Annotated in this window: 12 protein-coding genes; 7 read left to right on the forward strand and 5 right to left on the reverse strand. The window is 71.3% G+C overall.

What is annotated here, in order from left to right; translation table 11 throughout:
* Positions 1-378: 378 nt before the first annotated feature.
* Positions 379-1,599 (reverse strand): ROK family transcriptional regulator, encoded by a 1,221-nt coding sequence (locus ADL25_RS32535; protein WP_079050725.1) that lies wholly within the window; start codon positions 1,597-1,599, stop codon positions 379-381.
* A gap of 797 nt (positions 1,600-2,396) precedes the next feature.
* Here ADL25_RS32535 and ADL25_RS32540 point away from each other — a divergent pair.
* Complete coding sequence (locus ADL25_RS32540) at positions 2,397-4,334, forward strand: glycogen debranching N-terminal domain-containing protein (RefSeq protein WP_059131476.1); 1,938 nt, start codon at positions 2,397-2,399, stop codon at positions 4,332-4,334.
* Positions 4,335-4,705: 371 nt separating this feature from the next.
* Complete coding sequence (locus tag ADL25_RS32545; RefSeq protein WP_420711385.1) at positions 4,706-6,718, forward strand: hypothetical protein; 2,013 nt, start codon at positions 4,706-4,708, stop codon at positions 6,716-6,718.
* Between the two features lie 12 nt (positions 6,719-6,730).
* Here the strand turns inward: ADL25_RS32545 and dusB are convergent, their stop codons facing one another.
* A complete protein-coding gene (gene dusB, locus ADL25_RS32550) occupies positions 6,731-7,894 on the reverse strand; it encodes a tRNA dihydrouridine synthase DusB (RefSeq protein WP_059131477.1) in 1,164 nt (387 codons plus the stop codon).
* 98 nt (positions 7,895-7,992) lie between these two features.
* Here dusB and ADL25_RS32555 point away from each other — a divergent pair, with 98 nt between their 5' ends.
* Positions 7,993-9,438 (forward strand): MFS transporter, encoded by a 1,446-nt coding sequence (locus ADL25_RS32555; RefSeq protein ID WP_059131478.1) that lies wholly within the window; start codon positions 7,993-7,995, stop codon positions 9,436-9,438.
* Positions 9,439-9,442: 4 nt separating this feature from the next.
* On the opposite strand, the gene ADL25_RS32560 is transcribed toward ADL25_RS32555, so the two are convergent.
* A complete protein-coding gene (locus tag ADL25_RS32560; protein ID WP_079050714.1) occupies positions 9,443-10,360 on the reverse strand; it encodes a helix-turn-helix transcriptional regulator in 918 nt (305 codons plus the stop codon).
* A gap of 113 nt (positions 10,361-10,473) precedes the next feature.
* Here ADL25_RS32560 and ADL25_RS32565 point away from each other — a divergent pair, with 113 nt between their 5' ends.
* The 3 genes from ADL25_RS32565 (at position 10,474) to ADL25_RS32575 (ending at position 12,737) form a co-directional block, all read left to right on the forward strand.
* Positions 10,474-11,901: an MFS transporter gene (locus ADL25_RS32565; RefSeq protein ID WP_059131643.1), complete on the forward strand. Its 1,428-nt coding sequence runs from the start codon at positions 10,474-10,476 to the stop codon at positions 11,899-11,901.
* A gap of 97 nt (positions 11,902-11,998) precedes the next feature.
* Entirely contained in the window at positions 11,999-12,205 is a 207-nt protein-coding gene (locus tag ADL25_RS32570; protein ID WP_059131479.1) for a hypothetical protein, read from the forward strand.
* A gap of 76 nt (positions 12,206-12,281) precedes the next feature.
* The gene (locus ADL25_RS32575; RefSeq protein ID WP_059131480.1) at positions 12,282-12,737 is read left to right on the forward strand and encodes a VOC family protein; all 456 of its coding nucleotides are present in this window, start codon (positions 12,282-12,284) and stop codon (positions 12,735-12,737) included.
* Here ADL25_RS32575 and ADL25_RS32580 read toward each other — a convergent pair.
* Both ADL25_RS32580 and ADL25_RS32585 read right to left on the reverse strand, forming a co-directional pair.
* Positions 12,734-13,339, reverse strand: coding sequence for a TetR family transcriptional regulator (locus tag ADL25_RS32580; protein WP_059131481.1), 606 nt, complete (start codon positions 13,337-13,339; stop codon positions 12,734-12,736). The two genes, ADL25_RS32575 and ADL25_RS32580, sit on opposite strands and share 4 nt — an antisense overlap.
* A 26-nt stretch (positions 13,340-13,365) precedes the next feature.
* Entirely contained in the window at positions 13,366-14,370 is a 1,005-nt protein-coding gene (locus tag ADL25_RS32585; protein ID WP_059131482.1) for an aldo/keto reductase, read from the reverse strand.
* Positions 14,371-14,578: 208 nt separating this feature from the next.
* On the opposite strand from ADL25_RS32585, the gene ADL25_RS32590 reads away from it, so the two are divergent.
* Entirely contained in the window at positions 14,579-15,631 is a 1,053-nt protein-coding gene (locus tag ADL25_RS32590; RefSeq protein WP_059131483.1) for a chitinase, read from the forward strand.
* The last annotated feature ends 44 nt before the right edge of the window (positions 15,632-15,675 follow it).

Consider the following 15,675-nt stretch of genomic DNA (forward strand, 5'->3'; position numbering starts at 1 on the left):
CCAGATCAAAGGCGTCTGGGTACGTCCACTTGTGCGTCATGCCGCTGTAACCACTCGTCCGCCACCGGATCGAAAGTCAAAGCTTGGCAACCGCCCATCGGGTGAGGTTTTCACTTCTTGAACGCATCACCGCCCAGCAGTCCGGATTTATTGCTCAGATGAGCAGCTGGCCACACGTCTGATTTCGATCGATGAACGATCAGCGGGTGGCACTCAGTGCCACTCCTTGGAGAAGTGCAGCCGAGCATGATCCGCTCATCTGAGCGGAGCCCCTATCAAGGGTGGCGAGAATCACGCTATACGGAGCGGTCCGGTTTCACCATGTGGACGGGGATCCGGGCGGAAACACGGCTTTCACGTCTCGGGCGCGGGCAGCCCTCACACACCGAGCGCGAGCAGCCGTTCCTCCACCCGGTCCGGGGCGTAGAGATGCTCGACGACCAGGGCACCCGCCCCCACCAGGCCCGCCCGCTCCCCGAGCCGCGAGGTCACCACGTCCAGATGCGCGGTGGAGCGGGGCAGCGCCCGCTGGTACAGCAGTTCCCGCAGGCCCGTCAGGAAGGGGGTTCCGGCCAAATCGCCGGCGATCATCAGCACCCCTGGATTGAGCAGCGTCACCACGGTCGCCAGGACGTCCCCGACATGCCGCCCGGCCTCCCGGGCGAGCGCGGCCGCCTCCGGATGCCCGGCGGTCAGCAGGTCCCGTACGTCCGATCCGGAAGCGGCCGGAACCCCCGCCTCCGCGAGCCGTCGCGCCACGGCTCCACCGCTCGCCACCGCGGCCAGGCAGCCGTAGGAGCCGCAGCGGCACAACGCCTCCGCGCCCGCGGGGACGCGGATGTGCCCGATGTCCCCGGCGCCGCCGTCGATGCCGCGGTAGATGTGCCCGTCGACGACCACACCCGCGCCGATACCGGTGGAGACCTTGACCAGCACGAAGGCCGAGCAGTCCGGATGTCCGGTGCGCTGTTCGCCGTAGGCCATCAGATTGGCGTCGTTGTCGACCAGGACGGGCACCTCGGCGCCGGAGCGCGCGTGCTCGGCGAAGGCCCGGCCCAGGCGTCCCCGTATGTCGAAGCCGTCCCAGCCCGGCATGATCGGCGGCTGGACGATCCGGCCGGTGTCGCTGTCCACCGGTCCGGGAACGGCGAGCCCGATCCCGCAGACCTCCTGCACCCCGCGGCCCGCCTTCGGGAGCAGTTCGGCGAACCAGCGGCCCAGCTCCCCGAGGACGGCGTCCGGGCCGTCCTCGACGACCAGGCTCCCGGAGTGCTCCGCGAGGATCTCGCCGGCCAGGGAGAGCACCGCCGCACGGCCATGCCGTGTGTCGAGGTCGGCGGCCAGCACCACCGCGTGGGCGTCGTCGAACTCCAGGGTGATCGAGGGGCGGCCGCCCAGCGGGGAGTCGACCGGTCCGCCGGCGCCCTCGCGCAGCCAGCCGGCGCGGAAGAGCCGGTCGAGTCGCTGACCGACCGTGGCCCGGGACAGCCCCGTGGCCTGCTGCAGGGCACCCCGTGTCGTCGCGCGGCCGCTGCGCACCAGCTCGAGCAGATCTCCGGCGCTGGCCTGACCGCCCGCCTTCCCGGTCCTCGCGCTCATGCGCACCCCCTTGCGTTCGTCAACCTTGCATTACATGCTGGGTTTTGCGTGTCAAATAGACGTAACTCTACGGTAGCTGGGGCCGAACCACTCGGCCGGACGTCGTTCGGGGGGACCTGAGTGGACCGCACGACCCGACCCACCGCCCGCAGCACGGGACGCACAGGTGCCGTGGGCGCCTCCGGCCCGCCGACGGCGCCCGGTCCGCGGGAGGACATCGGTCCCGGCCCCGGCGCATACGGTCCGTCCCGGCCCATCGGGCCAACGCACACCGGGGCGTCCACCGCGCCGTCGCCCGGGCCCTGTCCGCACCGGCGCTCCTGGGGCCCGGCGCTCATCGTGACCGGGCCGTGCCGTCCGTCGTCGTCGCCGCCGCGGAGGCGGAACGAGCCGGAGACACCGCTCGGCGTCCGGGCGTCCGGACGGGCGGATCGTGTACATCGTCCCCACCCCCTCCGCGCCGCTCGACGCTGGTTCCCGGGCCCGGGCTTCCGGCGCTCCTCGACCGACGGGCGCACAGCGGGCACCTCGCGCACCGTACAGACCTCGGGCATCGTGCGGCCACCGGTGCACGCGCCGGACGCACGGCCTTCCGCCCCGGCTCCACCAGGTCCCGGCCTCCCGGCACGAGTGGCCGCCGCGCCGTCGCGACCCGGGCGGCAGGGGGCTCGCCTCGGCGATCCGGAACCGGGAGCGGAGGCCTTCCGGGGCGGCGACCGGTGGCGGGCCGGGCCGGCGTCCGTGCCCTCCAAGGGCATCGACACGTTCGACAGGAGTGACAAGGAAGGGGACCGGGCATGACGGACCGGCATCATCTGCTCGTGCGCGGCGGGACGTTCGCCGCCGTGGGCGACAGCGGGGACATCAACGGGGTGCGGGGCGTCGGTTCCCCGGCAGGGTTGTTCGTACGTGACGCGCGGCATCTGAGCCGATGGCAGCTCACCGTCGACGGAGCCGTGCCGGAGACGCTCGCACCGATCGCCGACGGGGACACCGCCCGCTGCGTCCTGGTGCCGCGCGGCGGCCGCGCGGAGCCGCCCGCGCACACCCTCTTCCGTGAACAGGCCGTGGTGGAAGCGGCGTTCGTGGAGTCACTGCGCGTCACCAGCAACCGCCCGGTGCCGACCACGGTGCGCGTCGCGGTCACCGCGGACGCCGACTTCACCGACCAGTTCGAACTGCGCTCCGACCACCGTACGTACGCCAAGTCGGGTGCCGTGCGCTCCCGTCAGGTCCTCGAGGACGGCGTGGAGTTCGGCTACCGGCGCGGCGAGTGGTGGTCCCGCACGACCGTGACGGCGGACCCTCCGCCGGACGCCGTGGAGGAGACCGGCACGGGCGCGCGCCGCCTCTGCTGGACGCTGGACCTGGAGCCGCACGGCTCGACCCACCTCGTGTTACGGGTCGCGGCACGGCCGCACGGAGCGACAGCGGCACCCGTGATCCCGGCGTCCCCGGCCGCCGCGGGCGGCCAGTTGCTCGCCCTGGAGGGTGAGTTCATTCAGGACGTGGCCCTCCCCACCGGCCGGCCCGAGCTGGCGGCCGCCTGCGCGCGGGGACTGTCCGACCTCGCCGCGCTCCAGGTCCCGGCGACGGGTCCGGACGGGGAGGAAGTGAACGTGCCCGCCGCCGGGGCGCCCTGGTTCCTCACGCTCCTCGGCCGCGACGCACTCCTCACCTCGCTCTTCGCCCTGCCCTACCGCCCCGGGTCGGCCGCGGCCACGCTGTCCGCACTCGCCGCCACCCAGGCGACCGCGGTGGACACACGGTCGGTGGCCCAGCCGGGGAAGATCGTGCACGAGGTGCGGCACGGGGAACTGGCGCACTTCGGGCAGGTGCCCTACGGGCGGTACTACGGTTCCGTCGACGCCACCCCGCTGTTCCTCGTACTGCTCGGGGCGTATGTCGAGCAGACCGGTGACGTGACGACCGCCCGCCGCCTGGAGCCCCACGCCCGCGCCGCGATCGGCTGGATGCTGGACCACGGCGGGCTCACCTCGCGCGGCTATCTCCTCTACCGTGCCGATCGGGGCGGCCTCGCCAACCAGAACTGGAAGGACTCCCCCGGCGCCATCTGCTGCGCCGACGGCAGCCGTCCGGGCGGCCCGGTGATGGCGGCGGGCGCCCAGGGTTACGCGTACGACGCGCTGCGCCGCACCGCGCATCTGGCGCGCACGGTGTGGGACGACGAGGTGTACGCGGCGCTCCTCGAGCAGACGGCCGGAGATCTGCGCGACCGCTTCCAGCGGGACTTCTGGATGGACGCGCACGCCTTCCCGGCGCTGGCCCTGGACGGTGACGGCCGTCAGGTCGACGCCCTCGCGTCGGACGCGGGCCATCTGCTGTGGTCGGGTCTGCTGGACAAGGAGTACGGGGAGCTGGTGGGCCGGCGCCTGCTGGAACCCGACTTCTACTCCGGTTGGGGCGTGCGCACCCTGGCCGCCGGTCAGGCCGCGTACCACCCGATGTCTTACCACCGCGGTTCGGTCTGGCCGCACGACAACGCGCTGATCGCGCTGGGGCTCGCCCGCTACGGGCTGCACGACGAGGCCCGCACGGTCGCGCACGGGCTGGTCGACGCCGCCATGGCGACGGGGCACCGGCTCCCGGAGGTGCTCGCCGGGTACGGTCGCGACACCCATCCGGAGCCGGTGCCGTACCCCCACGCGTGCGTCCGCGAATCCCGCTCGGCGGCGACACCGCTGGCCCTGCTCACCGCGGTCGGCGGCGCCTGACCGGGCACCGAGCCGTGTTGACCTGGGATTTGCCGAGTGTTTGCCGGGCGCTGGGGCGCCCCGTTTGAACACATCCGTGCGACAGCCCGTACGGGATGACGGCGGGTCCGGCCTCCCCAGCGTGGCCCGCCCCTCCACCACGGGCTTCGCACGGAAGGACCCTCGGGTTGCCTCTCAACACGCGCTCACCACAGAAGACGGACAAGGCTGGGGCAGCCACGGACGGGGCACTGCCAAAGGAGGCGGAACGGTCCGAGACGGCGGCGGAGCCCTCCCACGGCTCGGACGCCGGGTCCGAACCGGCCACCGAGTCCGCCGCGCCCGCACCGGGATCCTCGGCGGAACCCGGGTCCGAGCCCGACGCCGCATCGGTGACAGAAACGGAGGACGAAGCCACCGCCGCACCGGCACCCGAACCGGAGAGCGGCGGCGACTCCGCGACCGGCCGGGCGGCGAAGGCCGGGACGGAGGCAGGCACTGAGGCCGACATAGCCCAGGCTGAAGCCGCCTGCGCCGACACCCCCGCCGCCACCGAGTCGAATGCCGCCACCGCGGACCCCGACACACCCCTTGCCGATACCGAACCAGGTGCCGCCGCCGTGGACGCCGACGCGCCCGCCTCCGACAGCGTGGACGGCCGGACCGCCGCCGAGGGCGACTCCGACGCCGCTGCGGACGGCGGAACCGACGCCGGCCGGCCGCCCGGCGCCCGTCCCCGGCTGCGCCGGCTGCGCGACTGGCGGGCCGACCACCCCGTGGCCGCTCGCGTCATCGGCGTCACGGTCACCGCGCTCGCCGGTGCGCTCGTCGTCGCCTCGCTCCTCCTGCCCAACAAGCCGGACTTCCGGCCCACGGTGTTCCTGAGGATCCCGGTGGAGGCGCTGATCGGTGCCGTCGTGCTGACCGCGCTGCCACGGCGGCCGCGGCTCATCCTGGCCTGGCTCGGCGGGATCGTGCTCGGTGCACTGACCCTGCTCAGCCTGCTCGACATCGGCTTCTACCAGTACCTCGGACGAGGCTTCGACGTCATCCTCGACTGGTCGCTCTTCGCGGACGCCTACGCCTATCTCGAGGACACCCTGGGCGGTACGGGCGCCCTGGGGGCACTGGCGGCGGTCATCGTGCTGGCCCTGTTCATACCGGCCGTCTCGGCGCTGTCCGTCGTCCGGGTCAGCAATGTGATGGCCCGGCACCGCGCCGCCACCACCCGTACCGTGCTCGTCCTCAGCATGGTGTGGATGACCTTCACGGCCCTCGGCCTCCAGGTCAGCGGGATGCAACTGGCCTCGGACCACATCGTCACGCTGCTCCAGGCACGCGCCAAGAACGTTCGCACCACGCTCCACGACGAGCGGGAGTTCACGAGGACCGCGCAGGCCGATAAGTTCGGCAACACCCCCGCCTCCCAGCTCGTGCCCGATCTGCGCGGCAAGGACATGATCTTCACGTTCATCGAGAGCTACGGCCGCAGTGCCGTCGAGGACCCGATCATGGCCCCCGGGGTCGACAAGACACTCGACGCCAGCACCAAGGCCCTGGACCGGGCGGGCTTCCATGCCAAGAGCGGCTGGCTGACGTCGGCGACCTACGGCGGCAGCAGCTGGCTCGGGCACTCCACGTTCATGTCGGGCCTGTGGGTCGACAACCAGCAGCGCTATCGCACGGTCACCGCGAGCGACCACCTCACCCTCACCGAGGCGTTCAAGAAGACCGGCGCCTGGGACACGGTCGGCATCATGCCCGGCGTGCAGAAGGGCTGGCCGGAGGCGAAGTGGTACGGCCTCGACAAGGTCCGCAACGCCTTCCAGCTCGGCTACCGGGGCCCGAAGTTCAGCTGGTCGACCATGCCGGACCAGTTCACGCTGGAGCAGTTCCAGAAGCTGGAGCACAGCAAGAAGCGCGACAAGCCCCTGGCCTCGTTCGTCATCCTGACGTCGAGCCACCAGCCTTGGGCGCCGATCCCCAAGATGGTCGACTGGGACCAGCTGGGCGACGGCTCCATCTTCGACGCCATCGAGAAGGCCGGCACCAAGCCGGCGGACGTCATCGCGAACTCCACCCGGTCGAAGGAGGGGTACGGCGAGTCGGTCCAGTACTCGGTGACCGCCCTGACCCAGTGGCTCGAGCGCTACGGCAACGACAACACCGTGCTCGTCTTCCTCGGCGACCACCAGCCGATCTCCCGGGTCAGCGGGAACAACGCCAGCCGGGACGTGCCCTGTTCGATCGTCGCCAAGGACCCGAAGGTGCTCGACAAGATCGCCGACTGGGGCTGGACGGACGGCCTGCGGCCGGCCCACGACGCCCCGGTGTGGAAGATGAGTTCGTTCCGGGACCGCTTCCTGACGGCGTACGGCTCGACACCGCACCCGTCGGGGCACTGACCCCGCCGGGGCTCAGCCCCCGGAGGTGTCCAGCTCCGCGTCCTCGCCGACCCCCGCGCAGTCCCACGGGTCCTTCAGCCAGCCGTCCGGCAGCACCACGCGGTTGTTGCCGGACGTGCGGCCCCGGGGCCCGTCGGCGCCCACCGGCCAGGCCTGGTCGAGGTCGAGCTCGTCCAGGCCGGCCCGCAGCTCCGCGAGCGAGGACGTGATCGCGAGCCGCTTGCGCATCTCCGAGCCGACCGCGAAACCCTTCAGGTACCAGGCCACGTGCTTGCGGAAGTCGATGACCCCGCGCGACTCGTCGCCGATCCACTCGCCGAGCAGGGTGGCGTGCCGGACCATGACGTCGGCGACCTCGCGGAGCACCGGCCGCGCGATGTCACCGGTCCGCCCCTCGAAGGCGGCCACCAGATCCGCGAACAGCCAGGGCCGCCCGAGGCACCCGCGGCCCACCACGACTCCGTCGCAGCCCGTCTCACGCACCATCCGCAGCGCGTCCTCGGCCGACCAGATGTCGCCGTTCCCGAGCACCGGGATCTCCGGCACGTGCTCCTTGAGCCGCGCGATGGCGTCCCAGTCCGCGGTGCCGCCGTAGTGCTGGGCGGCCGTGCGACCGTGCAGCGCGATGGCCGTCACACCCTCCTCGACGGCGATCCGCCCGGCGTCCAGGTACGTGATGTGGTCGTCGTCGATGCCCTTGCGCATCTTCATCGTGACCGGCAGGTCGCCCGCGCCGCTCACGGCCTCACGCAGGATCGCCCGCAGCAGGTTGCGCTTGTAGGGCAGCGCGGAGCCGCCGCCCTTGCGGGTCACCTTCGGCACCGGGCAGCCGAAATTGAGGTCGATGTGGTCGGCCAGGCACTCTTCCGCGATCATGCGGACGGCCCTGCCGACGGTCGCCGGGTCCACGCCGTACAGCTGGATGGAGCGCGGCCGCTCGGTGGCGTCGAACCTGATCAGCTGCATGGTCTTCTCGTTGCGCTCCACCAGCGCCCGAGTCGTGATCATCTCACTCACGAACAGGCCCTTGCCGCCGCTGAACTCCCGGCACAGCGTGCGGAACGGCGCGTTCGTGATCCCGGCCATGGGAGCGAGCACGACCGGGACCCGCACGTCGTGCGGGCCGATCCGCAGTGCCGGGTCCGTCGTGGTCGGGTTCGTCGTGAGCGTGGACATTCCCCCATTGTCACGTACGCAGACGGGTACTCGGCACCTGTGATCGTGTAGAGGTCATTAGTTAACCGCACTATCGACATCGGCGTACGATGGGTCGCATGCCCGAGCTCAGCCACCGACGACGTCTTCTGGTGCTCGCGATCTGCTGCATGAGCCTGCTGATCGTGAGCCTCGACAACACCGTTCTGAACGTCGCGCTCCCCTCCATGCAGAAGGAACTGCACGCAAGCGTGTCCGGCCTGCAGTGGACGATCGACGCCTACACCCTGGTCCTCGCCTCGCTGCTGATGCTCTCGGGCTCGACGGCCGACCGTATCGGCCGCCGCAGGGTCTTCCAGGCGGGCCTCGTGATCTTCACGATCGGCTCACTGCTCTGCTCCCTCGCCCCGAACCTGGACTCGCTGATCGTCTTCCGCATGGTGCAGGCCGTCGGCGGCTCGATGCTCAACCCGGTCGCGATGTCGATCATCACCAACACCTTCACCGACCCCCGCGAGCGCGCCCGCGCGATCGGCGTCTGGGGCGGAGTGGTCGGCATATCCATGGCCGCCGGCCCGATCGTCGGCGGCCTGCTGGTCGATTCGGTCGGCTGGCGCTCGATCTTCTGGATCAACCTGCCCGTGGGGCTCGCCGCGCTGCTGCTGACCGTTCTGTTCGTGCCCGAGTCCCGCGCACCGAAGGCCCGCCGCCCGGACCCGGTGGGCCAGCTCCTGGTGATCGCCCTGCTGGGCTCCCTGACCTACGCCATCATCGAGGCGCCGAGCTCGTCGGCCGCCGGCGTACTGGCCTTCGGCGCCGTGGCGCTGATCGCGCTGCTCGCCCTGCTCTGGTACGAGCCCCGGCGTGACGAACCCCTGATCGACCTGCGCTTCTTCCGTTCGGCGCCGTTCAGCGGGGCGACGGTCGTCGCGGTCAGCGCCTTCGCGGCACTCAGCGGTTTCCTGTTCCTGTCCACGCTGTACCTGCAGAACGTACGCGGTCTGGACGCGCTGCACGCGGGCCTGTGGATGCTGCCGATGGCCGTCATGTGCTTCGTGTGCGCCCCGCTCTCCGGACGTCTGGTCGGCAGCCGCGGCCCGCGCTTCTCCCTCGTGACGGCCGGGATCGCGATGACGGCGAGCGGTCTGCTGTTCGCGGCCTTCGAGGCGGAGACGTCCAACGTCACGCTGGTGATCGGCTACGTCCTCTTCGGCCTGGGCTTCGGCTTCGTGAACGCGCCCATCACCAACACGGCCGTCTCCGGCATGCCCCGCACCCAGGCGGGTGTGGCCGCCGCCGTCGCCTCCACCAGCCGCCAGATCGGCGGCACCCTCGGCGTCGCGGTGGTCGGCTCGGTCCTGGCCTCGGGCGTGCGCACGGGCCCCTACCGGGAGGTCTTCGTCTCCGCCGCACGCCCCGGCTGGTGGATCCTCACGGCCTGCGGGCTCGCGGTCCTGCTGCTGGGCACCCTGACGACGGGTCGCTGGGCCCGCGGGACGGCGGAGCGCGCGGCGGACCGGCTCCAGGCCTCGGAGATCCGGGACGCGGCGGGGGTCGGCGCGTAGGGCGTCAGGCCGCCGCGCGCTCCCGCCCGAGGGCGATGGTCCGGAGCTGCTCGAGCCTCCTGCGCGACTCCTCGTCGGCCGGCGCGTACGTCACCATCCGCGCCCCGTTGTGCGGGCCGAGCCACAGATCCGTGTGATCCAGGTTCAGATGGCCCACATGGGCGTTGAGGAACTGCTTGCGCTTGGTGAGGGACCGCACCACCTCGTGCCGCTCCCATGCCTCGCGGAACTCGGCGGACTCGGTCATCAGCCGCTTGAGCAGGATCTTCCATGCGGGCTCGCCCAGGTGTTCGGCCATATTGGCGCGGAACTTGGCGGCCATCAGGCGCATGGCCCCCTCGAGATCGACGGTCGCCGCCTGCCAGTCCGGGTTGGTGTAGCAGAGCACCATGCAGTTGCGGTCCATCGGAGGGACGGCGTCCAGGTCGCACATCAGCAGACCGTAGGTGCGGTTGTAGGCGAGGATGTCGTACCGGCTGTTGGTGATGCAGGCCGGCAGCGGCTCCAGCTGGTCGAGCACGATGCGCTGGGCGTCCGTGACGGACGAGCAGTGCGAGCCGGGGGCGGGGTCGACGGCCCCGGCCAGGTTGAACAGATGGGCCCGCTCGCTGGCGTCGAGCAGGAGGGTACGCGCGAGAGCGTCGAGGACCTGGACGGAGACCTGGATGTCCCGGGCCTGCTCCAGCCAGGTGTACCAGGTGACACCGACCGCGGAGAGGTGCGCGACCTCCTCCCGCCGCAGCCCGGGGGTACGGCGGCGCCTGCCGCGGGGCAGCCCGAGCTGTTCGGGGGTGATGTGCTCGCGCCGGTGCCGCAGGAAGGCGGCCAGTTCGTGCCGCCGCACCTCGGAAGCGGGTGTCTCGTGAAGCCTGCGGTCCCCGGTCTCCCGGCTTGTCGCCGTCTCCTGCACCATGGTCGCCATGTCCTCAGCCTGCCGTGCCCCCGACCCTGTTGCCAGGTAGTGCTTGTACCAGGATAAGGACACTCTGGTACCACGCTGAGGGTCGGCGGAGGCTCGACGGCGTGACCGAATCACTGTCTTCGACACTGACCTCCCGTACCGTCCGCTCGCCGGTGACGGCACCGGGGCTGAGCGGACTCGGACTGTTCACGGTGCTGCTGGCGGCGGCACTGCCCCTCATCGACTTCTTCATCGTCAACGTAGCCCTCCCGACGATGGGCAGGGACCTGCACGCGAGCGAGACCGTCCTCGAACTCGTCGTCGCCGGGTACGGGCTCTCGTACGCCGTGCTGCTCGTTCTCGGCGGACGGCTGGGCGACCTCTTCGGGCGCCGCGAGTTCTTCCTGGGCGGCATGGCGGCCTTCGGCGTGACCTCGCTGGCGTGCGGACTGGCACCCGACGCGTGGACGCTGGTCGCGGCGCGTGTCGCACAGGGCGCGGCGGCCGCGGCGATGCTCCCCCAGGTGCTCGCCACGATCCAGGCGGCGACCAGCGGCCCGCGCCGCGCCAAGGCGATGGGCCTGTACGGAGCGACGGCCGGACTCTCCATGGTGGCCGGGCAGATCCTCGGCGGTGTGCTCGTGGCCGCGGACATCGCGGGCACCGGCTGGCGCTCGGTCTTCCTCGTCAACGTCCCGGTCGTCGCCGTCGGCCTGTTCCTGGCCGCACGGACCGTCCCTGAGACCCGATCCCAGCACCCCGAGCCGGTCGACGGTCCCGGCACCGTGCTACTCGCCGTGGCGCTGGTCACCCTCCTCGCTCCGCTCACCGAGGGCCGCGCGGCCGGCTGGCCGCTGTGGACCTGGCTCGCGCTCGCCGCCTTCCCCTTCGCGGCCTGGGCGTTCTACGCGGTGGAGCGCCGCGCGGACCGGCACGGCCGTACGCCGCTGGTGCCGCCCAGCCTGTTCGCGCTGATGTCGCTGCGTCGCGGACTGGTGATGATCGTGCCGTTCTCGATCGGGTTCAGCGGATTCATGTTCGTGATCGCGGTGGCGCTCCAGCAGGGCGCGGGGCTCGGTCCGGTCTCGGCGGGTCTGGCACTGACGCCGATGGCGGTGGCGTTCTTCGTGGTGTCGCTGTGCGGACCACGGCTGGTGGCCCGCTTCGGCACCCGGGTGGTCAGCGCCGGCGGTGCGGTCCAGGCGGTCGGCGTGACCCTGATGGTGCTCGCGGCCTGGCGCGCCTGGCCGCATCTGGGCGTGCTGGAACTGCTGCCGGGCGCGGCGGTGGCCGGTGCGGGGCAGGCGCTCCAGCTCCCGGTCGTGCTGCGGCTCATCCTGTCGGAGGTGCCGCCGGCCCGCGCGGGCGTCGGCGGCGGCGTCATGATCACCACCCAGCAGTCGGCGCTGGCGCTGGGCGTCGCGACGCTCGGCTCCCTGTTCCTGGCCCTGGTGCCGGGCCTGGGGATGCGGGACGCGCTGGTGATCACGCTCCTGGTCCAGCTGGCCGGGATCGCCCTCACGATCGCCCTGAGTCTGCGCCTGCCGCGGACGATCGGCTGACGCGGCGCGTCAAGTCGTCGTTCAAGAACCCCTATTGATCTTCCAGTTGCTGCACACTCCTTGCTGCGCAAGCGGACAGGTACTTCCTGGAGGCGTCATGCTGCAGATCAACTCGAGCAAGGTCAGCCGCTGGGACCAGCACGGGCGGGAACACGTCGTGCGGGTACAGCGGACCGGGGCGCAGCGCACGATCAGGTGCGACACGTGCGGCTGGCGCAAGAGCGCGCAGTTCCTGCCGTGGCTGAAGGCGGAGGAACACCTCGCGGAGGCGCACGAGGCGACGGTGGATCCCGCGGACGACTAGCCGGTCCGGTCGTTCGCGGGAGACGGTTTCCGGCTCCGGGCCCCCGGTGCGTGCCGGCGGCGATAGAACTGGTCGCATGGCAGCTCTGGACTGGAAACTGGTCGTCGACACGCGCAACGCCACCGCCCTCGCGGACTTCTGGGCGATGGCGCTGGGCTACGAGGTGGAGGACAACAGTGCTCTGATCTCCCGTCTGCTGGCCGCCGGCCGGCTGCCGGAGGAGGCGGTCGCCGAGCACAACGGCGTCCGCGTCTTCCGGGGCTTCGCGGCGATCCGGCACCCCCTGGACCCGTACGACGAGGATACGGGCATCGGCCGGGGCCGGCGTGTCCTGTTCCAGGACGTCCCCGAGTCCAAGACCGCGAAGAACCGTCTGCACATCGACGTGCGCTCCGGCCCGGACGGCCGGGAGGCGACGGCCGCGCGTCTGGAGTCCCTGGGCGCGACCCGGGTCGAGGAGGTCGACAAGGGCCCGGCCGGCCGCTGGACGGTCATGCGGGACCCCGAGGGCAACGAGTTCTGCGTGGCCTAGCCGGCGGGGTGGTCGGCCGCCCGCAGCCCCCTCAGCAGGAGGTCGACCACCGCGTCGAACTCGGACCGCACATGGGGCCGCAGCCACCGGCTCGCATACGCGGGATCGTGGAAACGGCCCGTCGCCTGGAAGACGGCACGGGCCGCGAGCGCGGGGTCGGTCGCCGTGAACGCGCCCTGAGCCACGCCGTTGCGGACGATCTCGGTGAGCTGGGCGGTGAGTTCCGCGATGTGCTGATCGACCACGCCGCTGTTCTCGTCGGCGAGCACGCTGAACGTGGCGAACAGCTCGGGGTCGTCACCGGCCTTGCGGCGCTTGGCGTCGAATAGGGCCTCCAGCCACTCCCGCAGCAGCGTCTCCGGCGCGCGGTCCTGGCCGACGATCGCGGAGAGCCTGAGCGCCGTACGGTCCAGCCACCTCTTGGTGACCGCCTCCCGCAGCGCCGCCTTGGTACGGAAGTGGCGGTACACGCTGCCATGGCTGACACCGAGCGCACGGGCCACGTCCACCACGGTGGCCTTGGCGGGGCCGTGGCGGCGCAGCACCTCCTCGGTCGCTTCGAGGATGCGCTCGGCGGTCAGGGTCTCGGTGGTCGGTGCCATGTTCCAGACCGTACCCGGGGCCGGTGTCAGCGCTCGCTGTCGAGGTGGGTCATCTGGGCCGCGGGATAGCGGTCACCGGCCGCAGCGTCCGCGGGCACGGCCGCCTCGATCGCCGCCAGATCGGCCTCCTCCAGGGTCACGGCGGTCGCGCCGAGCGCCTCCGACAGCCGCTCACGGGTGCGGGCGCCGATCAGCGGCACGATGTCCTCGCCGCGCGAGAGGACCCAGGCGATCGCGAGCTGTGCGACGCTCACACCCTTCTGGCCGGCGATCTTCCGCAGGGCCTCCACCAGACCGAGGTTGTGGTCGAGGTTCTCGCCCTGGAACCGGGGCGAGAAGGAGCGGAAGTCGTTGGAGGCGAGCTGCCGGTCCCGGGTGTAGTGGCCGGAGATCAGGCCCCGGGACAGCACGCCGTAGGCCGTGACGCCGATCCCCAGTTCGCGCGTGGTGGGCAGGATGCGCTCCTCGATGCCGCGCGAGATGAGCGAGTACTCGATCTGCAGATCGGAGATCGGGGCGGTGGCCGCGGCCCGGCGGACGGTCTCGGCGCCGACCTCGCTGAGCCCGATGTGGCGGACGTACCCCTTCTCCACCAGCTCGGCGATCGCACCGACCGTCTCCTCGATCGGCACGGCGGGGTCGAGGCGCGCGATCCGGTAGATGTCGATGTGGTCGACGCCGAGGCGCTGGAGCGAGTACGAGGCGAAGTTCTTCACGGCGACGGGACGTCCGTCGTAGCCGAGCCAGCTGCCGCCGGGGTCCCGCAGGGCACCGAACTTCACGCTGACCAGCGCCTGTTCGCGGCGGGCCGCGGGGGCGGTGCGCAGAGCCTCGCCGACCAGCATCTCGTTGTGGCCCATGGCGTAGAAGTCACCGGTGTCGAGAAGGGTCACGCCCGCTTCGAGGGCGGCATGGACGGTGGCGACGGACTCGGCCCGGTCGGCCTCGCCGTACATCGCGGACATGCCCATGGCGCCGAGGCCGAGAGCGGAGACCCGGGGACCGGTGGTGCCGAGGGTGCGGGTGTGCATGAGGAACTCCTTGGTATCCGTTTCAGGACGTCTGGCTCCAGCCTCGCATGACAGATGACAGATTTCAATATCTGTCATCTGTCATGCCGTCATTCGCCATACGTGCACCTGTCGGCCGATCTGGTCCAGACCTATTGACGAGAGGTCTGGACCACGCGCACTGTCATGCCTACGACACCTCACCGCACCCCCCACCGGGAGGCCTCGCATGATCCGCCACAGGCTGCGCCTGCTCGCCGCCGCGCTCACCGCGGCCGTTCTCGTGCCACTGTCGATCGCCACCGCCCCCGCCGCATCCGCGGCCGACACCTGCGCCGTGAAGTCGCGCCCGTCCGGCAAGGTCCTCCAGGGCTACTGGGAGAACTGGGACGGCGCGGCCAATGGCGTCCACCCGCCCTTCGGCTGGACCCCGATCACCGACTCGCGCATCGGCACCCACGGCTACAACGTGATCAACGCGGCGTTCCCGGTCATCCGCTCCGACGGCACCGCGCTGTGGGAGGACGGCATGGACGCGGGGGTGAAGGTGGCCACGCCGGCGGAGATGTGCGCGGCGAAGGCGGCGGGCCGGACGATCCTGCTGTCGATCGGCGGCGCGGCGGCGGGCATCGACCTCAGCTCCACGGCGGTCGCCGACCGGTTCGTCGCGACGATCGTGCCGATCCTGAAGAAGTACAACTTCGACGGTATCGACATCGACATCGAGACGGGCCTGGTCGGCAGCGGGGACATCGGCCGGCTCTCCACGTCCCAGGCCAACCTGATCCGCATCATCGACGGAGTGCTGGCGCAGATGCCGTCGAACTTCGGTCTGACGATGGCCCCGGAGACGGCCTACGTCACCGGCGGCAGCATCACCTACGGCTCGATCTGGGGTGCCTATCTGCCGATCGTCAAGAAGTACGCGGACAACGGCCGGCTGTGGTGGCTGAACATGCAGTACTACAACGGCAGCATGTACGGCTGCTCGGGCGACTCTTACGCGGCGGGCACCGTGGCGGGCTTCACCGCGCAGACGGACTGCCTGAACAAGGGACTGGTCGTACAGGGCACCACGGTGAAGGTCCCGTACGACAAGCAGGTACCGGGCCTGCCCGCCCAGTCGGGTGCGGGCGGCGGCTACATGTCACCGGCGCTGGTCTCCCAGGCCTGGCGCCACTACGGCACCTCACTCAAAGGCCTGATGACCTGGTCGATCAACTGGGACGGCTCGAAGAACTGGACCTTCGGCGACAACGTGAAGTCCCTGCAGGGCCGCTGACGGCCGGCCCGCCTGCGGACGCAGCGCGGGCCCGGAGCGGGCCC

This window comes from Streptomyces sp. NRRL F-5122, from assembly GCF_001507435.1.
Lineage (GTDB): Bacteria > Actinomycetota > Actinomycetes > Streptomycetales > Streptomycetaceae > Streptomyces > Streptomyces lannensis.